The sequence below is a fragment of the Parabacteroides vesiculifaciens genome (assembly GCF_049860805.1).
Taxonomy (GTDB): domain Bacteria; phylum Bacteroidota; class Bacteroidia; order Bacteroidales; family Tannerellaceae; genus Parabacteroides.
Genome location: NZ_CP187555.1, coordinates 1,401,815 through 1,424,125, shown reverse-complemented (window position 1 = coordinate 1,424,125; position 22,311 = coordinate 1,401,815). Strand labels below are relative to the sequence as shown.

23 protein-coding genes, 1 tRNA gene and 1 pseudogene are annotated in these 22,311 nt (G+C 46.1%); 10 read left to right on the top strand and 15 right to left on the bottom strand.

Annotated elements, in window-relative coordinates; all coding sequences use genetic code 11:
- Positions 1 to 203 precede the first annotated feature (203 nt).
- Positions 204 to 278 (bottom strand) — tRNA-Pro (locus ACPYIV_RS05785).
- A 220-nt stretch (positions 279 to 498) separates the two neighbouring features.
- Here ACPYIV_RS05785 and ACPYIV_RS05780 point away from each other — a divergent pair.
- Positions 499 to 1,128, top strand: coding sequence for a recombinase family protein (locus tag ACPYIV_RS05780; RefSeq protein ID WP_293734305.1), 630 nt, complete (start codon positions 499 to 501; stop codon positions 1,126 to 1,128).
- Between the two features lie 75 nt (positions 1,129 to 1,203).
- Here ACPYIV_RS05780 and ACPYIV_RS05775 read toward each other — a convergent pair whose 3' ends face one another.
- Entirely contained in the window at positions 1,204 to 1,731 is a 528-nt protein-coding gene (locus ACPYIV_RS05775) for a DJ-1/PfpI family protein (protein WP_293734304.1), read from the bottom strand.
- 166 nt (positions 1,732 to 1,897) lie between these two features.
- Between ACPYIV_RS05775 and ACPYIV_RS05770 the strand changes: the two genes are divergently transcribed.
- From ACPYIV_RS05770 to ACPYIV_RS05760, 3 genes are all read left to right on the top strand, one after another.
- Positions 1,898 to 2,260 carry a winged helix-turn-helix transcriptional regulator gene (locus tag ACPYIV_RS05770; protein ID WP_293734303.1) on the top strand — a complete coding sequence of 121 codons (363 nt, stop codon included), beginning with the start codon at positions 1,898 to 1,900 and terminating at the stop codon, positions 2,258 to 2,260.
- Between the two features lie 75 nt (positions 2,261 to 2,335).
- Positions 2,336 to 3,760, top strand: a complete 1,425-nt coding sequence (gene rlmD / locus ACPYIV_RS05765; RefSeq protein WP_293734302.1) for a 23S rRNA (uracil(1939)-C(5))-methyltransferase RlmD — start codon at positions 2,336 to 2,338, stop codon at positions 3,758 to 3,760.
- 10 nt (positions 3,761 to 3,770) lie between these two features.
- Complete coding sequence (locus tag ACPYIV_RS05760; protein WP_301705081.1) at positions 3,771 to 5,168, top strand: transglycosylase SLT domain-containing protein; 1,398 nt, start codon at positions 3,771 to 3,773, stop codon at positions 5,166 to 5,168.
- 55 nt (positions 5,169 to 5,223) lie between these two features.
- Here ACPYIV_RS05760 and ACPYIV_RS05755 read toward each other — a convergent pair whose 3' ends face one another.
- From ACPYIV_RS05755 to ACPYIV_RS05730, 6 genes are read right to left on the bottom strand one after another with little or no spacing between them, the layout of a single operon-like run.
- Positions 5,224 to 5,745 carry an ATP-binding protein gene (locus ACPYIV_RS05755; protein ID WP_293734300.1) on the bottom strand — a complete coding sequence of 174 codons (522 nt, stop codon included), beginning with the start codon at positions 5,743 to 5,745 and terminating at the stop codon, positions 5,224 to 5,226.
- Positions 5,742 to 6,482 (bottom strand): PHP domain-containing protein, encoded by a 741-nt coding sequence (locus ACPYIV_RS05750; protein WP_293740658.1) that lies wholly within the window; start codon positions 6,480 to 6,482, stop codon positions 5,742 to 5,744. Before ACPYIV_RS05750 ends, ACPYIV_RS05755 begins: the two co-directional genes overlap by 4 nt.
- Positions 6,479 to 6,817 carry a DRTGG domain-containing protein gene (locus tag ACPYIV_RS05745; protein ID WP_293734298.1) on the bottom strand — a complete coding sequence of 113 codons (339 nt, stop codon included), beginning with the start codon at positions 6,815 to 6,817 and terminating at the stop codon, positions 6,479 to 6,481. The genes ACPYIV_RS05750 and ACPYIV_RS05745 overlap by 4 nt, the downstream gene beginning before the upstream one ends.
- Positions 6,804 to 8,180 (bottom strand): [Fe-Fe] hydrogenase large subunit C-terminal domain-containing protein, encoded by a 1,377-nt coding sequence (locus ACPYIV_RS05740; protein ID WP_293740659.1) that lies wholly within the window; start codon positions 8,178 to 8,180, stop codon positions 6,804 to 6,806. The genes ACPYIV_RS05745 and ACPYIV_RS05740 overlap by 14 nt, the downstream gene beginning before the upstream one ends.
- A 2-nt stretch (positions 8,181 to 8,182) precedes the next feature.
- Positions 8,183 to 8,608, bottom strand: coding sequence for an ATP-binding protein (locus tag ACPYIV_RS05735; protein WP_293740660.1), 426 nt, complete (start codon positions 8,606 to 8,608; stop codon positions 8,183 to 8,185).
- A 19-nt stretch (positions 8,609 to 8,627) separates the two neighbouring features.
- A complete protein-coding gene (locus tag ACPYIV_RS05730; protein WP_293734295.1) occupies positions 8,628 to 8,972 on the bottom strand; it encodes a hypothetical protein in 345 nt (114 codons plus the stop codon).
- A gap of 95 nt (positions 8,973 to 9,067) precedes the next feature.
- Between ACPYIV_RS05730 and coaW the strand changes: the two genes are divergently transcribed.
- From coaW to ACPYIV_RS05700, 6 genes and pseudogenes are all read left to right on the top strand, one after another.
- Entirely contained in the window at positions 9,068 to 9,910 is an 843-nt protein-coding gene (gene coaW / locus ACPYIV_RS05725) for a type II pantothenate kinase (protein ID WP_293734294.1), read from the top strand.
- 616 nt (positions 9,911 to 10,526) lie between these two features.
- Entirely contained in the window at positions 10,527 to 11,903 is a 1,377-nt protein-coding gene (locus ACPYIV_RS05720) for an aminopeptidase P family protein (RefSeq protein ID WP_301705084.1), read from the top strand.
- A 138-nt stretch (positions 11,904 to 12,041) separates the two neighbouring features.
- Positions 12,042 to 12,149, top strand: a pseudogene (locus tag ACPYIV_RS05715) (hypothetical protein); the annotation flags it as partial.
- Positions 12,150 to 12,252: 103 nt separating this feature from the next.
- Complete coding sequence (gene serB / locus ACPYIV_RS05710) at positions 12,253 to 13,479, top strand: phosphoserine phosphatase SerB (RefSeq protein ID WP_293734291.1); 1,227 nt, start codon at positions 12,253 to 12,255, stop codon at positions 13,477 to 13,479.
- Positions 13,480 to 13,500: 21 nt separating this feature from the next.
- A complete protein-coding gene (locus tag ACPYIV_RS05705; protein WP_293734290.1) occupies positions 13,501 to 13,803 on the top strand; it encodes a Dabb family protein in 303 nt (100 codons plus the stop codon).
- Between the two features lie 16 nt (positions 13,804 to 13,819).
- Positions 13,820 to 14,293, top strand: a complete 474-nt coding sequence (locus ACPYIV_RS05700) for a C-GCAxxG-C-C family protein (protein WP_425886501.1) — start codon at positions 13,820 to 13,822, stop codon at positions 14,291 to 14,293.
- Positions 14,294 to 14,297: 4 nt separating this feature from the next.
- Here ACPYIV_RS05700 and ACPYIV_RS05695 read toward each other — a convergent pair whose 3' ends face one another.
- The 7 genes from ACPYIV_RS05695 to ACPYIV_RS05665 all read right to left on the bottom strand — a co-directional run bounded on the left by ACPYIV_RS05695 (position 14,298) and on the right by ACPYIV_RS05665 (position 22,267).
- Positions 14,298 to 15,002, bottom strand: coding sequence for an MgtC/SapB family protein (locus tag ACPYIV_RS05695; protein ID WP_293734288.1), 705 nt, complete (start codon positions 15,000 to 15,002; stop codon positions 14,298 to 14,300).
- Between the two features lie 41 nt (positions 15,003 to 15,043).
- Positions 15,044 to 17,203, bottom strand: coding sequence for an alpha-galactosidase (locus tag ACPYIV_RS05690; RefSeq protein WP_425886076.1), 2,160 nt, complete (start codon positions 17,201 to 17,203; stop codon positions 15,044 to 15,046).
- 204 nt (positions 17,204 to 17,407) lie between these two features.
- Positions 17,408 to 18,319, bottom strand: a complete 912-nt coding sequence (locus ACPYIV_RS05685) for a dihydroorotate dehydrogenase (RefSeq protein WP_293734583.1) — start codon at positions 18,317 to 18,319, stop codon at positions 17,408 to 17,410.
- The gene (locus tag ACPYIV_RS05680) at positions 18,307 to 19,086 is read right to left on the bottom strand and encodes a dihydroorotate dehydrogenase electron transfer subunit (RefSeq protein WP_425886073.1); all 780 of its coding nucleotides are present in this window, start codon (positions 19,084 to 19,086) and stop codon (positions 18,307 to 18,309) included. The genes ACPYIV_RS05685 and ACPYIV_RS05680 overlap by 13 nt, the downstream gene beginning before the upstream one ends.
- 62 nt (positions 19,087 to 19,148) lie before the next feature.
- A complete protein-coding gene (locus tag ACPYIV_RS05675) occupies positions 19,149 to 19,598 on the bottom strand; it encodes a helix-turn-helix domain-containing protein (RefSeq protein WP_293734581.1) in 450 nt (149 codons plus the stop codon).
- Between the two features lie 845 nt (positions 19,599 to 20,443).
- The gene (holA, locus tag ACPYIV_RS05670; protein WP_293734580.1) at positions 20,444 to 21,466 is read right to left on the bottom strand and encodes a DNA polymerase III subunit delta; all 1,023 of its coding nucleotides are present in this window, start codon (positions 21,464 to 21,466) and stop codon (positions 20,444 to 20,446) included.
- 24 nt (positions 21,467 to 21,490) lie between these two features.
- On the bottom strand, positions 21,491 to 22,267 hold the full coding sequence (locus ACPYIV_RS05665; protein WP_293734579.1) for an AMP nucleosidase: 777 nt from the start codon (positions 22,265 to 22,267) through the stop codon (positions 21,491 to 21,493).
- Positions 22,268 to 22,311: the final 44 nt, after the last annotated feature.

Sequence of the window (22,311 nt, the reverse complement as noted above, 5' to 3'; positions counted from 1 at the left end):
ATATTTTTTAAGAAACTCGCAATAATACAAAGTGTTGGATAATAAACGAATACGAATATTCGCCTTTTAGGGGAGGTTCTTGTATGATTTAACATTTCAGAAAGACAGCAGCCGGTGAATCGAGAGTGGATGCTTTAAGGTAAAAGGATGTATGCTTATTACAAAAAGGAGTCAATACCTTATGTACTGACTCCTTTTTTATGTCGGGGTACCAGGATTCGAACCTGGGACCCCCTGCTCCCAAAGCAGGTGCGCTAACCGGACTGCGCTACACCCCGTTTTTGCAACTCTTGTTATTTTCGATTGCGGTGCAAAGGTATGTATTTATTTTTAACTACCAAATATTTCATTGTTTTTTTTATTTGCGTACATTCGCATCAGTTAAGGAGATCATTACAACAAGATGTATACCCTCTTTATTAATTTTTAGAATGAACATATTGCAAACCAATCTGTTATATATCAAATGATGAAACAAAATTTAAATAATTAAGAAATATGACAATCGCTTATATACGTACGTATTCAAATAAACAACAAACAGAGAGTCAAAAAAATGCAATCGAACAATTTGCAAAAGCAAAAAAAATCGAGATTGATAAGTGGCTAAAAGATGCTAAAAACTCTTCCAAAGGAAAAAACCGGCTCGAAGACGTGATAAAGAATCTGCAGGAAGGAGATATTCTTATCGTTGCGGATGTCACCCGACTCAGCCGGAAACTGATGGAAATTATGCATCTGATTTTGTTGTGCATTGAAAAGAAAGTGACGCTTTACTGTATCAAGGAAGGCTATTCGTTCGAGGACAACGTGGACAGCAAGACATTGGCATTCACATTCGGGCTTGTTTCCGAGATAGAAAGCAAACTTATTTCCGCCCGTACAAAAGAAGCACTGACGGCCAGTAAAAACAAAGGAACGAAATTAGGACGTCCTTTGGGAAGCCCTAAAACCGAATTTCTCCTTTCACAGAAAAGCCAGATCGAAAGAGAGCTGAAAGAAGAAAATGCGACATACGCCGAATTAGCCGATTATTATAAGGTCTCTTTGAGCGGTTTCAAGCGTTTCGTACGCGAAAATATACCGAACTTGCCTTCAAGAAGGAAAAAGAAAAGCGATCTTGAATAAAATGGAAAAAGCGGTACAAACCTAAAGTTTATGAACCTTCCGGAAGTACCGCTTTTTTTATAAATAATCAGGTTCCTATTTCAAGGCATCGAGCACCTGAGGCATCATCGTCCAGATACTATTTTCGTCTTGGGCCGTGTAAATATTTCCATCTACCTCCGACTTGTTATCTGTGGCTTTTCCCTTTTGTATAGCCGGCTTGGCAAGCGGATGGACAGCAACAATCTTTCCATCGATAGCGCCTGCCATATCAAACAACATCGCTCCGGCACAATGTCCGATCATTATTTTTCCTTTCTGTCCGAATGCTGCAATAACAGCCATCAGATCCTGATTGTACGGTTCGCCTGCATGTTGGGCAAACTGAGGTATAGCATCTCCGCATGAGAATACCATCGCATCAAATTCATCTTCATGCCCTTTCAGGTTTGCGATAACATCGTCTACGATCAAAGTGATACCGGAGTTTGTACAAATCTCCTTCGTGTTGCTTACGGCAAACACTTTATAAGAAATGCCATTTTCAAAAAATGCTTCCAGATACTGGAACAATCCACATCCGTTTACCGGATTTACAGCCAAAACTGCTACTTTCTTTGCCATGATAATAATAATTTTAGTGAGACAATAGTTCTTTTTAGTAAGTTTATTACCTTTGTGCAGCAAAGATAAGTAGTCTGATTCGGCAAAACAAGAACGCACCTCTGAATAAGCTACTTACATGGATGTAACTATTGTTGATACATAAGATACTACTAAAACAAAATAAATGAAAAATTTTCATCCGACAGGAAATTGCCCCATCCGGGACATCTTATGCAGGCTCGGCGACAAGTGGTCGATGCTTGTTATGATCACACTGAACGTGAACGGCACAATGCGTTTCAGCGACATTCAAAAAACGATTTCCGATATTTCCCAGCGTATGCTGACCGTCACCCTCCGGACATTGGAAACCGACGGGCTTGTTTCGAGAACGGTCTATGCCGAAGTTCCGCCCCGCGTCGAATACCAGCTTACAGAAACCGGAAAAACGTTGATACCACATATAGAGAGCCTTGTCGGCTGGGCATTGGAGCACATGACGGTTATTTTCGAAAGTCGGGAAAAGACAAGACAGTTATACGGATAGTTAAAATCTTTTATACAAAGTATTTTACGATGCATTTTATCTCTATCTTTGCGCAAAAATTAAAAATTAATCATCTTGGCAAGAAATAAGAAGCAGTTGCCTTTATTGGAAAAGGTAACAATAACAGATGTAGCCGCAGAAGGAAAGGCTATCGCACGCGTGAATGACCTGGTGGTATTCGTACCTTTTGTCGCCCCCGGAGATGTCATCGACATACAGTTGACACGTAAAAAACATAATTATGCGGAGGGAAAAGCTGTGCTTTTTCATGAATATTCGCCCCTGCGTGCAGTGCCGTTCTGCGAACATTTCGGCGTATGCGGCGGCTGTAAATGGCAGCATCTACCCTACGAGGAACAGATCCGCTACAAACATAAGCAAGTGATCGACAATCTGACGCGCATCGGCAAGATCGAGATGGAAGAAATACTTCCGATCAAGGGCTCCAAACACACGACTTTCTATCGTAACAAGCTCGAATTTACGTTCTCCAACAAGAAATGGCTGACGGAAGAAGAGGTGAAGACCGGAGCCAAGTTCGATTGCATGAATGCGGTCGGTTTCCATATTCCGGGAATGTTCGACAAGGTGCTCGACATTCACAAATGTTGGTTACAAAACGACATTTCAAACCGTATCCGACTGGCTGTAAAAGAATACTGTCTGACACACGAAGGTTATCCGTTCTTCGACCTCCGCAATCAGGAAGGGTTTGTGCGCACGCTGATGATCCGCACGGCTTCGACAGGCGATCTGATGGTAGTGCTGGTGTTCTTCTACGAAGATGTGGAACGTCGTGAAGCGCTTCTCTCCCATATCGCCGAACGGTTTCCGGAGATCACTTCGCTGATGTATGTCATTAACGAAAAATGCAACGATACGATCACCGACCAGGATGTTCTTGTCTTCCGCGGAAAAGATCATATCATCGAGGAGATGGAAGGACTTCAGTTCAAAGTCGGCCCGAAATCATTCTACCAGACCAACAGCGAACAGGCTTACGAACTGTACAAAGTTGCCCGCGAGTTTGCCGGACTGACCGGAAACGAAATGGTCTACGACCTGTACACCGGAACCGGCACGATCGCCAACTTCGTCTCCCGCCAGGCAAAGAAAGTGATCGGCATCGAATATGTACCCGAAGCAATCGAGGATGCCAAAGTCAACTCCGCACTGAACAAAATCGAAAACACGTTGTTCTATGCCGGCGACATGAAGGACATCCTGACACAGGATTTCATCAACCAACACGGCCGCCCGGATGTTATTATCACAGATCCTCCCCGTGCCGGTATGCACGACGATGTGATCAACACGATCCTCTTTGCCGAACCGGAACGTATCGTATACGTAAGCTGTAACCCGGCGACGCAGGCACGTGACCTGAGCTTGCTCTCCGTGAAATATGCCGTCAAGAAGGTACAGCCGGTAGATATGTTCCCTCATACGCATCATGTGGAAAATGTCGTTCTCTTGGAGAAATTAAAAAATAAGAATTAATAATTAAGAAATGAAGAAAGTCATCCTCTTGTTTTTTGTGACACTGTTGTTGTCCGGTTGTAATCGTGCGAGGCAGGAACAAGGACAGGAGGATGACGATGTGACAATCGACCTGTCGCAACTGAAAGCGCAAGGCGAAATAACCGCCGTCACGCTTTATAGCTCGACTTCTTATTTCCAGTATAAGATGCAGCCGATGGGTTACGAATACGAACTGATCAAGGATTTCGCCCGCTCGGAAGGATTGAAACTAAACATCAAGGTTGCAGAAAGCCCGACGAAGCTGATCGAGATGCTGGAAGCCGGCGAAGCGGATGTAGTCGCCTACCCGATCCAGATCAGTAACCGCATGAAAGAGAAACTGATCTATTGCGGACGGGAAGAACAAGACTGCCAGGTGCTGATCCAGCGTGCCAACAAAGGCGACAAGGTAATCACCGACGTGACGGAACTGCTCGGAAAAGATGTCTATGTGAAACCGGGAACCAAATACTTCGAACGACTGAAAAACCTCGATGTAGAACTAGGCGGCGGTATCCGGATCCATGAGGTGGATGCCGATACAGTGACGACGGAGGATTTGATCAGCATGGTTTCGCTGGGGGAAATTCCTTACACCATAAGCGACGAGAATATAGCCCGACTGAACAAAACTTATTTCTGGAATCTGAACGTCTCGTTGAAGATCAGCTTTATGCAACGCTCTTCATGGGTCGTACGCAAAAGCAGCCCCGAACTGGCCGGGGCCATCGACGCCTGGGCTTCCGACAAATCGGGGACACATGTCTACAAAGCTTTAATCAAACGTTACTTCGAACTAAGCAAGCAACCCATTACAACCGAGCTTCCGGAGGTCAAGAACGGCCATGTTTCGCCCTACGACGATCTGTTCCGCAAACATGCCAAAAACATCGGTTGGGATTGGCAACTGCTCGCCTCGATCGGCTATCAGGAATCCCGCTTCAACCCGAACGTTGTCTCATGGGCCGGCGCGGAGGGGCTGATGGGGATCATGCCGAATACGGCCAAGGCATTGGGAGTAACGCCTCATGAACTGAAAGAACCGGACACGGGTATCCGTACAGGTGTCGATTGCCTGCGCCGTTTCCGCCAGGGATTCGCAAAAGTGACCGATCCGGTCGAGAAGATCAAGTTCACGTTGGGAGCCTACAATGCAGGGATCGGACATATTTACGATGCCCAGCGATTAGCGGAGAAATACGGTAAGAACCCTTATGTTTGGGATGACAATGTGGCTGAATATATCCGGCTGAAAAACGATCCGGAATACTACAATGACCCGGTCTGCAAACACGGTTACCTGCGCGGTTCGGAAACCTTCAACTATGTGCGCGAAGTGATGGAGCGTTACAACTACTATCTCGGCAAAACAGGGACAAGAAAGTAATAGGGACTATAGCTCAATTTTACGACAACATCTTACTTGGAACTAAGACGACCTCCTATAAATTCTCCTTGATCATCTCTTTTACCAACAGCATCACCTTCGGATGGTTGAGCGGGATGCCATCTAAAATCTCTTTTATCTCATTCGTACTGATCGAGAATGCGGTTTCTCCCGCATGATATTCAAAACAAACATTAATCTCCGGATTGCCGGTGATCAGCATGGCGACCGTTCCCGGAAGATCCCCCCAGGGCGGGCAGTCGATATGGTCAGCCAGGAATGTGGCCGTCACCTCCGTCCCCTTTCCCGGCTCGGATGTGATAAACACGGAACCGCCGGTCTGCTCCGCATTCTGGATCAGGAAGGGAACACCGAGCCCCACTTTGCGAGTCGTACGGGTGGTGTAGAACGGATTTGTGATACGGGCAACGGTTTCAGCATCCATCCCCGAGCCGTTGTCCGTGATACGGATGATGATCCTGGCATCCTGCTCTTCTATAAACAGACTTATTTCCGACGCGTTCGCCCGGATGCTGTTTGCGGTGATATCGGTAATATGGAAAGATAGATTATTCATGCTGTTACAATCGTATGGCCGTTTTCCCTCCGGAAAGCCATTGCCAAATGTTGGAAATCGAGCGCGCCGGCTTTCAGCAGGGAGTATTTTGTGCCGATCTGTTCGGGATAATGCGCATCGGAGGCGCGGTAGACCGTATAATGCTTCAAATAAGTATGTGCCGCCACTAACTTTTCATAACGGGCCGCATCGTTGAACTCTATTGCATCCAAAGGCAACGAAGGATCGATAAACCCCAGCTGGCTGATCAGGCTGAACGAAGGGCGTTCGACATGCGCCGCAATGAACAACCCGCCCAATTGCCTGACGGTAGCAGCAATCTGACCGACACTCCGGTCGAGGGCCGAAAGCAACAGATAAGGCGCTTCCCCCACGATCTCGTTCCGGCTGTTCACCCAAACCTGGTCGCCGAAACGTTCGGGATCGTTCGGGACAGGCGGCAGATGGTCATCTAAGTATTTCTGGAAAGCGGCACGAGCCTGGTCGTCTGCAAAAAGCACGACACAATGCGCCTCCTCGCGTGTCGTCACCTCGACACCGGCAAAGACCACCAATCCCCGCTCCTTTCCTAAAGTCTGGATTTCGGGACCTTGCAGCGTACTGTTATGATCCGTGACCGCGATTGCGTCCAGCCCCCGTTCGAGGGCCGTTTCCACAATCCGCTGCGGACTCATCTCCAGGCTTCCGCAAGGCGAAAGGCAGGTGTGCAGGTGCAAGTCAACCCGGAACTCTTTCATGCCTGTTGCAAAAGGCGGTAGATTTTTCCCGTTGCCTCAAAAGCGGGAAGCGGCGTTCCGAGCAAAGGCACGTCTTCCTCTTTTCCTTTCTCAAGCGTTTCCTCGTCCGGCGAAGCCCCGTTCACGATCAGGACGGCTGCCGCATCTTTCAGGGTGGCGACGGCCAGGATGTTCTGGTGCGTCTGCATCGTGATCCACAACATCCCTTCGTCGATATGTCCCATTACGTCACTCAACAAGTCACTGGTGTAACCGCCGGAGATCTCCGCGTCTAATCCTGCCTCCCCGCAAAAAACGGTTAGGTTCAATTCCCTCACTAAATCACTGACCTTCATATTTAGCTCCTTTCTTATAACAATCTTTATTCAACCGGTCTTTTCCCCACGTCTTCTCGATCAGGCGGAAAGCATGCTCCTTGTCCAACTTCCCATGCTTTTCCATATTGCGCTGCATGAAGACGCAATCGCTGAACTGCGCTTCGTGGCGTACAATGTCTTCCGCCAACGCCTGACAATTGGGCGAACCGCAGGCTCCGCAGTCGATACCGGGCAGGTAGCACATCAACTTGCGCACCTGCTCCATTTTTTTCAGGACTTCTTCTATATTCCCTTCATACCGCAACTTCGGATTAGGCTGAAGCGGACGAATAGTGATGTGCTGTTTCAGATAAGACAGCGCCTCCAACCGGTCGGAATAGATCAGCGGAGCCTTGTCGCGCTTCATCGAACGCTTCATCACCCGCTCTGAAGTTAGGAAACGGTTAGCAACAGCCAGCACACCGCCTGCACAACTCCGGTCACAGGCGCGCAGTTCAAGGAAGTCCACGTTGCGCACCTCGGTTGTCGACTCCATCCGTTCCAGAAACTCGATCACATTGTGTATCTCGTCGATCGCCAGGCAACGGCCGGAAAAATGCTTGGCCTCTCCTCCGGTCTGGCTCCAACGCATCTCCTTTTTGGTCAGGGCCGGCGGGAGAACGCATTCGGGTTTATAATCCTTCGGGCGGTTTTTCAGGATATGGTATACCTTATTATATAAGGTATCCATATTGATCACCCCTTTGATCGTCGACGAATATCCTTCCGCACCTTTCAGCGCAGCGATCTTGGCAGCACAGGGTGTCACATAAAAGACACCGATCTCATCAGACGAGAATCCGTCTTCTTCCAGCACCTTGTGGTAGTATGCGGCTGTCGCATTGACAGGCGCCTTCACCAACAGGATATTATCGACTAAGGCCGGAAAGCGCACCTGTATCAGCCGGACGATAGCCGGGCAAAACGAACTGATAACCGGCTTATCCTCCGCCTGTTCCATCTGCCTGAGCATTTCGCGATGGATCATGTCAGCCGTAAACTCCACCTGATACACGTGGGTAAAGCCCAACTCATAGAGCGCGCTGAAAATCTCCTCTTCCGTCGTATATTTGGAGAATTGCCCGATAAAGACCGTCGGGACCAGCACGACACGCGCTTTATAGTCGAATATCTTTTGAAAGTCGTCCTGCTCCACATAGATAGCTTCGGCCGGGCAAGCTTTCAGGCATTCGCCGCAGTCCACACACCAGCCCTTGCGGATGGAGGCTTTCCCCTCGCGAATGCGGATCGCACCGGTCGGGCACTTCGTCATACAGTGGGTACACCCGACACAGCGGTCATTGTCTATTTTCAATGCGTGGTAAAACTTTGTCTCTTCCATGGCTATCTGTCGTTTGCGGAGAAATAGGTCAGCATACGGACGGTCGTACCTTTTCCTACTTTGCTCTCGATCGTTAATTCATCTACATTCTTCTTCATATTGGGCAACCCCATGCCTGCTCCGAAACCCATCTCGCGGACGGCAGCCGAGGCGGTGGAAAAACCTTCCTGCATCGCCTGTCCGATATCGGGAATGCCGGGGCCTTCGTCTTGCAACAGGAGGCTGATCTTATCGGCTTCGATATCGGCCAACACCATCCCGCGCCAGGCATGAGCCACGACGTTGACCTCGGCTTCATAGAGGGCAACGACCACCCGCTTGATGATGCGCGGATCGACAGACAGTTGCTTCAAGACCTTCTTTATCTGGCTCGAAGCATAACCGGCTTTTGAGAAGTTGCCTCCTTCCAGTTCAAATCTGAATTGCATATCTTCACCTCCTTCTTGATTAATAGATCGGCGGCAAACCGTTACAATAGAGTTCGCCGACCGTATGGTACATCGAGTGATCCGTTTCCATCAGGATCATATCGTTTTCCGCTGCCAGTTGCAGCATATCGGGAGTCGCTTTCTTGCCCCGCACGAACAGGATGCAAGAAACATCCGCCATCTCTGCCGTCCGGATCGTCTGCATATTGCACAAGCCCGTGACGAGCAGCACACCGTTGCAATCCAGTGTCAGGACGTCGCTCATCAGGTCGCTTGCGAAAGCACATTGCACTTCGTGGTCTTCCCGGCCGCTTCCGCACATGACTATCGCGCCGGTAAGTGCCGTTATCTGCCGTATCTTCATATTATATAAAGGTTATATTTGCCGGGACAATGTAAGAAATAGTTATAACTTTGCAAGCGAAAAGATACAGAAAGTTACAACTAAATCATGAAAATATGGGTGTAGTAATAGGTATTGACGTCGGTGGAAGCACAACCAAGATTATCGGAGTAGAAAACAAGGCCATCAAATCGCCGATGTTCGTCAAGGCGACAGATCCGGTCACCTCGCTCTTCGGAGCTTTCGGTAAGTATATCTATGACAACGGGATCACCTTGCCTGAGATCGAGATGGTGATGCTGACGGGAGTGGGAAGCGCTTTCATCGACCAACCGCTATACGGCTTGCCGACAGCCAAGACCGATGAATTCTTAGCCAACGGCCTCGGAGCCAAATATGCCGCTTCGCTGGAAAACCTGATTGTCGTAAGCATGGGGACGGGAACTTCTTTCGTAAAGGTGGAAGGACAGCAGATCCAGCACATCGGCGGGATAGGCGTCGGAGGCGGAACCTTGCTGGGGCTCTCCCGCCTGCTCCTGAAAACACAGGACATTCATCTGATCGCAGAAATGGCCCGGAAAGGGACCTTGACAAATATCGACCTCCAGATACAGGACATCTGCAACAAGCCCCTGCCCGACCTTCCGCTGGACGCCACCGCCTCCAATTTCGGAAAGGCGGACGGCAACGCCTCTCCCGAAGACATCGCTTCCGGAATTATCCACATGGTCTTGCAATCGATCGGCCAGGCCGCTATCCTGTCGGCTCTCAACAGCCCGATCCGTGATTTCGTCCTGATCGGCAATCTGACGCAACTGCCCCAATGCAAGGAGATTTTTCCCAAGCTGGAAGAGATGTATGGCGTCCGTTTCCTGATCCCCAAATATTCGGAATACAGGACGGCCATAGGCGCCGCCCTTACCTATATGGACGGGGCGCCGATTCATCCGATCAAATAAAGCAATAAAAAGATTAGTAATTATCTGTCAGCGCATTGCATTTATAAATCATTTACCTGTCGATGTGAAAGTATGTATACTGCCATATAAAATATTTACATCGGCAGGTTCGTTCCCGCCGCAAGCCGACAGGGGTAAATCCAGGGCAAACGCATCAAAATACAGTTCGTTTCTTGGCATATTATCCAATTGGCTCATTATTTCCTCAAAACGAATCTTATTGTCATCTATTACTTATTGTATGATTCACTAAAATACTCGTTGGTCTGAATCGAAACAGTAGTGCATCTAATTTGGTTTTCTACCCCATATATTTCAAATTACACTTGCGGGTAATATTTTTTAAGAAACTCGAAACAATGCAAAACGCTGGATAATAGATGAATACGAATATCCTCCTTTTTAGGGAACTTATTGTGCGATTTAACAATCAAAAAGACGGATTTACCTTTGCCAAGAAATGAGTTTTTTGATGCGGTTGCCTTAGGGGAAATCGGTAAAACTTTCTAAAGGTTGACAAAAGATACAGAGTAGCGATAAAAATAATGGGGTACGAATAGGTTAGGATTGCAATTTATTCCTATCTTTGGTAGCATTAAATTAAATTTATAATATCATGTTCGCAAAAGAAACTTATATCGCCCGCAGGGCTAAATTAAAACAGACGATAGGTTCCGGCCTGCTGTTATTTCTGGGTAACGATGAGTCCGGCATGAACTATGCCGATAACACATACCATTTCCGCCAGGACTCCACTTTCCTGTATTTCTTCGGGCTTCCCTACGCCGGATTGTCCGCCATCATCGACATAGATAACGACCGTGAGATCATTTTTGGCGACGAATTGACAATCGACGCAATTGTCTGGATGGGAACACAGCCGACGCTGAAGGAAAAGAGCGAAGCTGCCGGTATCACCGAAGTCCGTCCGTTCAAGGAAATCGAAACATATCTGAAGAACGCGCAGCAGAAAGGCCAGCCGATCCATTACCTGCCGACTTACCGCGCCGAACATCAGATCAAGCTGTTCCAGTGGTTGGGTATCATTCCGGGAGCCGAGAAACCGTCCGTTCCTTTCATTATGGGCGTAGTCAACCAGCGTAACTATAAGAGCGAAGAAGAAATTGCCGAAATAGAGAAAGCCTGTATCGTGACAGCCGACATGCACCTGGCTGCCATGCGCACCGTCCGTCCGGGTATCCGCGAAAGTGAAGTGGCAGCTGCCGTTGCCGAAGCTGCTTTTTCAAAGAACTACGAACTCTCCTTCCCGATCATCGCGACGATCAACGGGCAGACGCTGCACAACCATGACCACAGCAATTTGATCAAGAGCGGCGATATGCTGCTGCTCGATGCCGGTGCCGAGACAGAGATGGGATATGCCGGCGATATGTCGTCCACGATTCCTGCCGATGCCAAATTCACCACTCGCCAACGTGAAATCTATGATATCCAGGTGGCTGCCCACGAAGCGGCTGTTGCGGCTTTGCGGCCGGGCATTCCTTTTGTCGATGTATACGAATTGTCCTGCAAGGTGATCATGGAAGGTCTGAAAGAATTAGGCTTCGTGAAAGGTGATCCGATGGAAGCAGTCAAAGCCGGTGCTCATGCCATGTTCATGCCTTGCGGCCTGGGACACATGATGGGACTGGACGTTCATGATATGGAAAACTTAGGCGAAGTCTACGTCGGATATGACGGCCAGCCGAAGAGCACGGAGTTCGGACGTAAGTCTCTCCGCCTCGGACGTAAGTTGGAACCGGGCTTTGTCCTGACTATCGAGCCGGGCGTTTACTTTATCCCCGAACTGATGGATCTCTGGAGAAGCCAGAACAAGTTCACCGAATTTATCAATTACGACAAGCTGTTCACATACAAAGATTTCAGCGGTATTCGCAACGAAGAGGATTATCTGATCACCGAAAACGGCGCCCGCCTGTTAGGTAAAAAGATCCCCGTTCGTGCTGAAGAAGTGGAAGCGATAAGGAAATAAGCAAGATAGACACGAGAGTGCGTCAACCGTTCGTATCTACGGGACGCACTCTTGTGTTTTTATCTGGTTTTTTACAACTTTTATCCAGCCCCGGAAGTTGGGAGTCCTCTGCGATGCCAAGTTATTGCTCGATCCGAAAATCCCGAATCTTTCATTTTAGGAGATGCCTTGGGTGCAAACATCTCCGGTGTAATCACTTCGGCCATCATAACAGGTATTTATATAACGATTATCCCATATCTCTGATCAGAATCATCGCGAGTTTGAAATTCAAGAAAAAGCATTATTTTTGGAAAACACTTTTTACTTAAAAGAATTATTCGTTTCTTCGCCATACAATTATAATAGTATGGAACAAAAAGACGAAATAATACTGATAAACATAAATGGTACGGATCGTCCGGGAGTGACCGCTGCCCTTACCGAGATACTGGCCAAGAATAATGCTGTTATTTTAGACATCGGTCAAGCCGACATCCATAACAATCTATCTTTAGGAATCTTATTCCAGAGCAGCGAAGGAAACTCAGGAGATATTTTGAAAGAGTTGCTCTTCAAAAGCTACGAGCTGGATGTGAACATCCGTTTCAATCCGATCACCGAAGAGGCTTATAACCAATGGGTTTCCATGCAGGGCAAGAACCGGTATATCATAACGATCCTCGGACGTAAATTGACGGCCCGGCAAATTGCAGGCGTTACACGCATCGTTGCCGACCAGGATATGAACATCGACGACATCAAGCGCCTGACCGGACGTATTCCGTTAGACGAGAATGCCCGTACGCCGAAAGCAAGCGTGGAATTCTCCGTGCGCGGAACTCCCAGGGACAAGGAACAGATGAAGGCTGACTTTATGAAGCTCTCCGCCGAGCAGGAAATGGATATCTCTTTTCAGGAAGAGAGCATGTATCGCCGTATGCGCCGGCTGATCTGTTTCGATATGGATTCGACGCTGATCGAAACGGAAGTGATCGACGAACTGGCCATGCGGGCCGGTGTCGGCGACCAGGTGAAAGCCATTACCGAATCGGCCATGCGGGGGGAAATAGACTTCTGCGAAAGTTTCCGCCAGCGTTGCGCTTTATTGAAGGGACTGGATGTTTCCGTCATGCAGGAGATTGCCGAGAACCTGCCGATTACCGAAGGGGTGGACCGCCTGATGCGTATCTTGAAAAAAGTAGGTTTCAAGATTGCGATCCTTTCCGGAGGATTTACCTATTTTGGCAACTATCTGAAACAGAAATACAACATCGACTATGTCTATGCCAACGAGCTTGAAGTGGAGAACGGGAAGCTGACCGGGCGCTATGTGGGCGATATTGTGGACGGAAAACGCAAAGCGGAACTGCTCCGCCTTATTGCACAAGTCGAGAACGTTGATATCCGCCAGACGGTTGCCGTAGGAGACGGCGCCAATGACTTGCCTATGATCAGTATTGCCGGTCTTGGGATCGCTTTCCATGCCAAACCGAAAGTAAAGGCCACAGCCAAACAGTCCATTTCAACGATCGGGCTGGACGGCATCCTGTACTTCTTAGGCTATAAAGATTCTTATCTGGATGAAAGAATGTAACAATTAAATAATAAGAGAAATATGATCAGACACATCGTAATGTTCAAATTGAAGGAGTTTGCAACTCCGGCTGACAAACAAGCTAAAATGCAGGAAATCAAAAGAGGATTGGAAGCATTGATCGACAAAATCGACGTATTGCGCATGATCCGAGTAGACTTTAACGTGAATCCGGCAGAGACATGGGATATAATCCTGACAACAGAACTGGATACGCTCGAGGATGTCAGCACCTATGCCAACCATCCCGAACATGTTGCCATATCCAAAGGTATCATCGGCCCCGTTAAGGCAGATAGAGCCTGTGTAGATTATGAATGCTAACCAGGTGAGTTGTATCATGAAAGACTTTGATATTGAAGAACGTGTAAATCGTGCAGTCCGGAATTTCGAAGCGGGTTATAACTGTGCGCAATCCGTCTTCCTGGCCTATTCGGATGTTTTTGAGCTGGACATGGAAACGGCCAAGAATGTGTCTGTCTCTTTTGGAGGAGGCGTAGGCCGTATGCGTGAAATTTGTGGAACGGTCAGTGCAATGGCCATGTTGGCTGGTTTCAAATATCCGGTTCTGGATATTACCGACCAGGAAGCTCGCACGAAGAACTATGCAATGGTACAGAAAATGGCTGACATATTTAAGAAGAAGCACGGTACGATTATCTGCCGCAGGCTCTTGCCTCCTGAAGATGCCGCAGCAACATCACCGGCACCGGCTGCCCGTACACAAGAATATTACCAGAAACGCCCCTGTGGAAGATTCGTGGAAGATTCGGCCCGCATTGCAGGGAAAATGCTGAAAGGAGAATTGGATTGATGGCTTATGCCATCAATCTGATTTGTGTGACAATTCCTAAACTCCGTATATCGTTAAATAAGTTCATATAAGAGGAAATAGCCTTGACATTCACCTTGTAGGTGATAACGGATCTATCCTCTTTATAGAATGTTTCGAAAGAAACACTGACGATAAAAACGCCTTTATCCTCCAATATTTTACGGACAGCCTTTAAGTCGGGTGTAGCTGTAGAGCAAGTAATCGTCAAAATCTTATTGACACCGTTCAGGAACATCCTTCTCTCCAAACGTTCCAGGCTGACCAAAATAAAAAGTGTTATAACAGTTGCAATAGCAGCCGGAATATACATTCCGGCTCCCACTGCCAAACCTATTACTGCCATTACCCAAATACAAGCCGCTGTCGTCAGTCCATGTACACTCCCGTGACTCTGAATAATCGCTCCCGCTCCGAGGAAACCGATCCCGGAAAGTACTTGTGCCGCAATACGTCCCGGATCGCCGTTCAGGAAATTAGGATAGCATTGCGGAATCCAGATCGAGACCAGCATGGCTGCAGTCGAACCCATACAAATCAATGTGAAAGTACGCATTCCCGCCTCCCGTCTTCTGAACTGGCGTTCTATCCCGATGACAGCTCCCAGAAAGAAACTGATCAACAGTTTTACGGCTGCCGTATAGGGAGTAATAGCTGTATTTTGTAATATGTCGTTTATCTGTTCAAACATACTTGTTGCTTTAGTAACACGCAAATACAAATATTTGTTGATTACTTGACCTCAGTTATTTCAATCACGTGGCTATTTGTCGGCCGACTCGAGAATACAGGAATACCGACATTCATCAGGAATTCCCCTGAGAGCGTTTTACCGTTGCAGGCTAAACGGGATTGCGTTCCCGGAACCAGGTTGATTTCTTTCAGTTCGTAACGGGCATCTTTCTTCAATCCCTGTAGACGAAGGGGTTGCATCGCTTCTGCATATCTCGGATGGATATCGAATGCAAACAGGACGGCCTTGTCTGCATTCCCGTTGGCATACATAACGGCAGCATGCTGGCCATCATAAGGTGATTGCAATCGATACTGGTCGCCATCCAGAATAACATTGTTCAAGCGTTTGAAGTTAGCTACTGCCTCCTTGCAATATTGCTGGTCTGCAGCGTTCATTTCGTGAACACGGATATCGAAACCTAACTTGCACATACTGGCAACGTCTGTACGGAACTTGACCGGCTGTTTTCCCCAACTTGTTACATGGGCAGCCATACTCTTGGCCGGGAAGAAGTGCGAATATCCCCACTGGATGAAGATACGTTCCACAGCATCCGTATTATCGCTCGGCCAGAATTCCGTGAAGTATTTCAATGCTTCATAGTCACAACGGCCACCGCCACCGGAACATAACATCATCGGCAGATTCGGATACTTCTGTTTGATCCGTTCCAAAACATTATACAAACCGCGTACATGTTCGATGTATAAATGAGACTGCTGATCTTTCAGATACGGTGAATAGATATTCGTAATCGGGCTGTTGCAATCCCATTTGAAATAGGCGATACCCGGATATTTCGTCATCAAATTATCGACAACACCATATACATAATCCTGCACTTTCGGATTACTTAGATCCAAAACCATCTGATTTCTAAAGTAATACTCGTCACGATTAGGTAGATGAATCACCCAATCCTTATGCTTTTCATACAATTCGCTTTTGGGATTAACCATTTCCGGTTCGATCCACAAACCGAATTTAATGCCTTTATCCGTTGCTTCTTTCACCAACTTTCCGATACCGTTAGGCAGTTTGGTTGCAGTCTCTTCCCAATCTCCCAGGCCTTGATGGTCGCTGCTGCGGGGATATTTGTTGGCAAACCAACCGTCGTCGAGCAGGAACATATCGACTCCCAGTGTAACGGCTTCATCCATGATATTCACGAGCTTGTCTTCATTAAAGTCAAAATAGGTCGCTTCCCAGTTGTTCAGCAATGTCATACGGGATTTCTCGCCGTCTTTCAACTGATATTTGCGCGCCCAACGTTGGAAATCGCGGCTGGCTTTGCCTTTGCCCTCTGCACTGTAGGTAAAAATGAATTCCGGTGTGCGGAATACCTCGTTCGGCTTCAGCGAGTATTCCGATGCATACGGGTTTATGCCGGAAAGAATACGCAGGCCATTTTCGTTGTCTACTTCGAATGTAAAACGGTAATTGCCTGTCCATCCGATAGTTCCGAATAACACATTACCTGCATTTTCTTCCGCTTTTTTGTCTAAGGCAAGCAAAAAGAACGGGGAGCAAAACATATTTGCACGGCTTCCTAACTTGGTATCCAACATCTTTTTACCAAAAGCCAGTTCGGTTTCCTTCATATTGGCTTCATGTGCCCAATCCCCTGCAAATTCGGTCAGGAAATACTTGCTGCCGTTCAGATGCAGCAAAGAGGAAGCGTAATTATAAAGGGTTACAGGCTTTTTCTCCTGATGTGAAATCTCGGCATACTCCTTGATGATGTTTTCTTTTGGATAAGCGATGAAATGCAACTTCACTTCGACCGGATATTTATCATCTTTCAAAAGAATTACCGTCTCGTTTACTCCCGGCTGAAGCTGTTTGCTTTCATGGGAAACATATTTAAGGAGCAGGGACGGGTTGCCGTCGTTATGCAAAACACGGATGGCCGGCTCGAAATAATCTTCCAAGCCATGCGTCAGATAAGCTTCGTTTCCGAGAGGTAATTGTGCGATATCCGAATCAAATGACAGTTTTTGACCCAGATAAGATTGATAAAGGCGACCATTTTTATCATCAACCTTATAAATAAGGCTAATGTTATCGGTCGTAATTGGAATTACAGTTTTTCCATTTGCACTCAGCGTCGCTGATATTGCTATTAGACATAGCAAAAAAAGGTGTCTGATCTTCATGTTTTTCTTCTATAAATTATTAATTAGATATTACAAATCCAAGGTTTATTTTATATACGAACAAAGATATTATAATTATTGGAATAACCATGTTCCAAACAAATAAAAATATAAGAAAAAAGCCTGCAAAACGACTTATTTCAGGCGTTTTACAGGCTTTTCTTTAATTTGTTATTCAGGAAAGGATTATTTTATCCGATTTCTTTATACTTCCAAGGCCCCGATCAGTTCGCGGACAGACGAAAACCCATGTCTGTTGCAATAGTCATCCATCCCTTCGATAACCTTTATGCCAACGGCAGGATCTACAAAGTTGTAGGTTCCGATCTGGATTGCCGTAGCTCCGGCCAGCATAAATTCCACCGCATCTTTCCAGTTGGAAATACCGCCCAAACCGATAATAGGAATCTTCACCGCCTTATAAGTCTGCCATACCATCCGCAAAGCAACCGGCTTTACACACGGACCGGAAAGGCCACCGGTTATTGTAGATAATACCGGTTTACGCTTCTCCGCATTAATAGCCATGCCCAGCATAGTATTAATCAATGAAACGGAGTCAGCTCCCTCGGCTTCCACCGCCCGGGCAATCTCCGTAATATCGGTTACATTGGGAGAAAGTTTTACAATAAGGGTCTTCGGATAAACCTTGCGGACGGCCTTCACGACTTCGCCTGCTCCACAGGTGGTCACACCGAATGCCATACCTCCCTGCTTCACATTCGGGCAGGAAATATTCAGTTCGATAGCCGGGATCTTATCCAGATCCGCTATCTTTTCAGCACATTCCACATACGTTTCGACAGAAGAACCGCTCACATTAACGATCATGTTCGTGTCGATATCCTTAATCTCCGGATAGATATGATCGACAAAATATTGTGCACCCTTATTCTGCAAGCCTACAGCATTCAACATCCCCGAAGGTGTTTCCGCCATACGGGGGTACAAGTTTCCTTCGCGCGGCTGGATCGTTGTTCCTTTCACAAAAATACCACCCAAGCGGGAGATATCCATAAAGTCTGAATATTCAATGCCATATCCGAAAGTACCCGATGCCGTCATGACCGGGTTCTTCAATTGTAAATTACCGATGTTTACGTTTAATTCAGCCATGTCAAATTTTCAATATTAAATACAGGTCCTTCAGTACATACACACACATGATGTTCATCCTTCGTCTTTTCCACACAACATAAGCAAGCGCCTATACCACAAGCCATTGTGTTTTCCAGAGATACCTCGCAAGCAATAGAACTCGCATGAGCATATTTAGCCACAGCCACCATCATAGGCTTGGGTCCACAAGTGTAAATCTGGTCGAATTGTACATCTTTCAATATGGAATGGTTGGTTACATACCCCTTTTCACCCAGTGAACCGTCTTCAGTTGTAACATACACGGTTCCAAACTGTTCGAATTGTTCCAATTGTAACACATCCTCTTTCGAGCGGGTCCCTAAAAGGAAGGTTGGCGTATAACCGGCCTCTTTCAGGATTGCACCCAAAAATAACATCGGGGCTGTCCCGACACCGCCGCCGATCAGCAGGAGTTTTTGCTCTTTATCGGCAGGCATGGTGAAACCATTCCCCAAAGGCAACATAATATTTACAATATCGCCCGGCTTATACTCGGCCATCCGGCGCGTCCCGTCGCCAACCAATTGGATAAGTAACCACAGTTCATTAGTCGCTCTATCAACATAATTAATCGAGATCGGGCGGCGAAGAAATGTTGTAGGAGAGTTATCCACACGTACCTGTACGAACTGTCCCGGTAACATTTCCGGTAGGATCTGATCAGATGTTAGTTTAAGCAGGCAATAATTTTTATGAAGGCTGCAGTTTTCAGTCACCTTCATGTCAAGCATGTACTTCTTCATATAATATGATTAGTCAAATTCTATACAAAGATACATGAATATGGTATATAAACCAAAACAAGCTATTCTTTCTTGTTTTTTTCGGAAATAAAAGTATCAAACGTATTATCGGAATAGAATATCATTATTTTGCTTACTTTTCTGGCAGTTGTTTCTTGTTGTATAATTTGCTCAACAACAGGCAATTTAGTACTGTTTACAGGTGTGTCAACCCTTATTTCCTTGCGATATTCAAGAGCGACTTGCCCCTCGGACGGATTTATTGCCGTATTTTGGAACAAATCGGGTTGTGTCGACACATGATCTCGCGTCATTTCGCCTTTACCGAAAAGGAGCCAGTCGGAATCTACATAAGTGAACCGTTCCAGTATTTTAATAAGGACATCCAGACTGACATTATTTCTTCCGTTCAATATATGCGACATCGCTGAACGCTGGATACCGATTGCCTCTGCAAATTTAGAAGGAGTCAAGCCTTCACGCTCCATTATTTTGGTAATACGTCCTATCATTTCTGTAAATCCTAATTAATTTATAAATATACTGCCATTATGTCTGTTTGCATAGTAAAAATGTACACAAATCATTAGTGATACAAATATACACTATAATTCTCAATTGTGCAATTTAATTAGATAAACTTGAACGATTACTTTTGTATTCAGTAGATAACAATCGTATATAGTATAATTGTAAACAGGTTGTTTTAGTATAAAAATAGGGTTGAAGCATTACTTCGCCATAAAGGTGTACTTTGCTGTTATACTTTTAATTATAGACAGGATATGTAGAAGATATACTCCTATTTACCGATGTTTGTACACATATGTAGCAAAATAATTAATGCGTTAGATTAATAATCCCGTGTAATTAATTGGTTGATGGAAATTTATGTCGAAAATATAAAACAGAGATAAAACTCCTGTTTTTGCTTGTTTAAGATAATAATGTAAACCGACACAAATGTTTCATATCTATAGTTTGTATACAAAATAGAATTGTAAACAGTCAATTTTTACACAAAAAGAACTGTTCACATTTATAACAAGCATAATTATGTTCACAATTCAATACTATTCTGAAAAGGCTTGCTTTAATATACTGACAAAATGTCCCTATTTACGTTTGTCACATTTGCTAATCAATATACTTTTGTACAGGTAAAGCCTTAACCCTTCCATTTTTGTGATTTTCGTGAACAGATGTCCAAGAGCAGACAAATATTAAAATCTCAGGATGGTAAAATTGAAGATAATGAGTTGAAAAACAAAAAGAAGAGGCTTTTTATCCGGTTCAACTTTTCTGTCGTTCCAGAGAAAAAGCCCCTTCTTTGGGCAAATCGGGTATAAAAAATCGTTTAATGCAAGATTTTATAGAGCAATTCCTTTAAAAGTTCGGCATCGGACACCGAAGTGTTTTCCACTCCTTTCGAACGGGCGTCTGTCATACGGATATCGCTGATCAGGTTAAACACTTTCATCGCCGAATAGTTTCGCATTCCCAAAAGATAATCTTTTACCTGGAATGTACCCCGAAGTCCGAGTGCCGCCATCAGTCCGGTTTCGGAACGATCCTTCGTATAGTAGCAAATCAGGAGGTTTGAGAAATAGTTAAATAATACAGGAAGGGTCATTTGGATCGGATTGCTTTTCGGGTTCTTTTCGAAGTACTGGGCGATCCGGTTCGCTTTCAGGACATCCTTTATGGCAAGGGCCTTTATCAGCTCGAAGTTATTGTATTCTTTACTGATTCCGATGTTCTGCTCCACCAACTCCGGCGTAATGCGTTTTGCGCCTTTTTCAGGCAGGATCAGCGCCAGCTTGTCCAATTCCTTACTGAGGCGGCTTAAATCGTTTCCAAGGAAGTCGGAAAGCATCTGGGCCGCCTTTCCGTCTATTCCAACGGAGCGCAGTTGCATGAAGGAAGAGATAAATGCCGGCATCTTATAGTCAGGAATCTTTTTGGACTCGAACAGCACCCCGATTTTGTCCGTCGCAGATGCCAGCGTCTTGCGACGATCTAAGTTTTTATATTTATAATTAATGACCAAAACGGTCGACATTAACGGGTTCTTAACGTAGTTCGACAAAAGTTCGATATCACGGATTAATTGAGCTTCCCGGACTACTACCAACTGGTATTTCGACATCATCGGGAAACGACGGGCCGCATTGATTATAGATGCCGCATCCGTATCTGCTCCATACATGATAATCTGGTTAAAATCGCGTTCGGATTCTTCTAATACATTTTCGAGCAATAAGTCCGTTATCTGGTCCATAAAAAACGGTTCGTCACCCATCATTATATAGACAGGAGCGAATTTTTTAGCAACGATATCCCGGCATATTTCCTCGTATGTATATTCTTTTTTTGCCATATTTGCGTGCAATCTCTATTAAAATTACCAACTGAAACGAATGTGACGGATCGTTTTCTTTCTATCAATAATCTGGCGAAGCGCTTCTACCCCCAACATCACATGTTCTTCCGCAAAATTCCGGGTGACCTCCCGGTCGCTGGCTTCCGTCTTTACCCCGGTTTCTTCCATCGGTTTGTCGGAAATCATCAGCAAGGCCCCTGTTGGGATTTCGTTTGCAAAGCCTGCTGTAAACAAGGTAGCCGTCTCCATATCGATACCGGTAGCATGCGTACGGCGAAGGTAATTTTTGAAATCATTGTCATACTCCCACACCCGGCGGTTCGTCGTGTAGACGGTCCCCGTCCAATAGTCTTTTCCGCAGTCACGAATAGCTGACGAGATGGCGCGCATCATCGAGAAAGCCGGAAGCGACGGTACTTCTGCCGGAAGGTATTCATTCGATGTTCCTTCGCCCCGTATGGCGGCAATCGGCATGACATAATCCCCCAAGTTATTCGCCTTCTTCAATCCTCCGCATTTCCCCAGGAAGAGCACGGCCGTCGGCTTTATCGCCGATAACAAATCCATAACGGTCGCCGCATTCGCACTTCCCATCCCGAAGTTGATAATCGTAATGCCATTGGCAGATGCATTCGGCATAGAGTTTTTCAATCCCAGGATCGGCACGTTGAAATGGTCGGCAAATAGCTCCACATACTTCGTAAAGTTGGTGAGCAAGATATATTTATCGAAGTCTTCCAGCTTCCGCTCCGTGTAGCGCGGCAACCAATTCTCAACAATTTCTTGTTTTGTTTTCATAAATCATTACCTTTGATGGTCTATTTTCACAGAATAAAAGAACA

Coding starts and splice junctions, on each gene's coding strand:
- ACPYIV_RS05705 (WP_293734290.1), top strand. CDS start 13,501: ATGATCAGACACATCGTAATGTTCAAATTGAAGGAGTTTGCAACTCCG.
- ACPYIV_RS05720 (WP_301705084.1), top strand. CDS start 10,527: ATGTTCGCAAAAGAAACTTATATCGCCCGCAGGGCTAAATTAAAACAG.
- ACPYIV_RS05680 (WP_425886073.1), bottom strand. CDS start 19,086: ATGAAGAAGTACATGCTTGACATGAAGGTGACTGAAAACTGCAGCCTT.
- ACPYIV_RS05775 (WP_293734304.1), bottom strand. CDS start 1,731: ATGGCAAAGAAAGTAGCAGTTTTGGCTGTAAATCCGGTAAACGGATGT.
- serB (WP_293734291.1), top strand. CDS start 12,253: ATGGAACAAAAAGACGAAATAATACTGATAAACATAAATGGTACGGAT.
- holA (WP_293734580.1), bottom strand. CDS start 21,466: ATGGCAAAAAAAGAATATACATACGAGGAAATATGCCGGGATATCGTT.
- ACPYIV_RS05750 (WP_293740658.1), bottom strand. CDS start 6,482: ATGAAAGAGTTCCGGGTTGACTTGCACCTGCACACCTGCCTTTCGCCT.
- ACPYIV_RS05745 (WP_293734298.1), bottom strand. CDS start 6,817: ATGAAGGTCAGTGATTTAGTGAGGGAATTGAACCTAACCGTTTTTTGC.
- ACPYIV_RS05770 (WP_293734303.1), top strand. CDS start 1,898: ATGAAAAATTTTCATCCGACAGGAAATTGCCCCATCCGGGACATCTTA.
- ACPYIV_RS05690 (WP_425886076.1), bottom strand. CDS start 17,203: ATGAAGATCAGACACCTTTTTTTGCTATGTCTAATAGCAATATCAGCG.
- ACPYIV_RS05695 (WP_293734288.1), bottom strand. CDS start 15,002: ATGTTTGAACAGATAAACGACATATTACAAAATACAGCTATTACTCCC.
- ACPYIV_RS05780 (WP_293734305.1), top strand. CDS start 499: ATGACAATCGCTTATATACGTACGTATTCAAATAAACAACAAACAGAG.
- ACPYIV_RS05665 (WP_293734579.1), bottom strand. CDS start 22,267: ATGAAAACAAAACAAGAAATTGTTGAGAATTGGTTGCCGCGCTACACG.
- ACPYIV_RS05730 (WP_293734295.1), bottom strand. CDS start 8,972: ATGAAGATACGGCAGATAACGGCACTTACCGGCGCGATAGTCATGTGC.
- ACPYIV_RS05700 (WP_425886501.1), top strand. CDS start 13,820: ATGAAAGACTTTGATATTGAAGAACGTGTAAATCGTGCAGTCCGGAAT.
- ACPYIV_RS05760 (WP_301705081.1), top strand. CDS start 3,771: ATGAAGAAAGTCATCCTCTTGTTTTTTGTGACACTGTTGTTGTCCGGT.
- ACPYIV_RS05740 (WP_293740659.1), bottom strand. CDS start 8,180: ATGGAAGAGACAAAGTTTTACCACGCATTGAAAATAGACAATGACCGC.
- ACPYIV_RS05735 (WP_293740660.1), bottom strand. CDS start 8,608: ATGCAATTCAGATTTGAACTGGAAGGAGGCAACTTCTCAAAAGCCGGT.
- ACPYIV_RS05685 (WP_293734583.1), bottom strand. CDS start 18,319: ATGGCTGAATTAAACGTAAACATCGGTAATTTACAATTGAAGAACCCG.
- ACPYIV_RS05755 (WP_293734300.1), bottom strand. CDS start 5,745: ATGAATAATCTATCTTTCCATATTACCGATATCACCGCAAACAGCATC.
- coaW (WP_293734294.1), top strand. CDS start 9,068: ATGGGTGTAGTAATAGGTATTGACGTCGGTGGAAGCACAACCAAGATT.
- ACPYIV_RS05675 (WP_293734581.1), bottom strand. CDS start 19,598: ATGATAGGACGTATTACCAAAATAATGGAGCGTGAAGGCTTGACTCCT.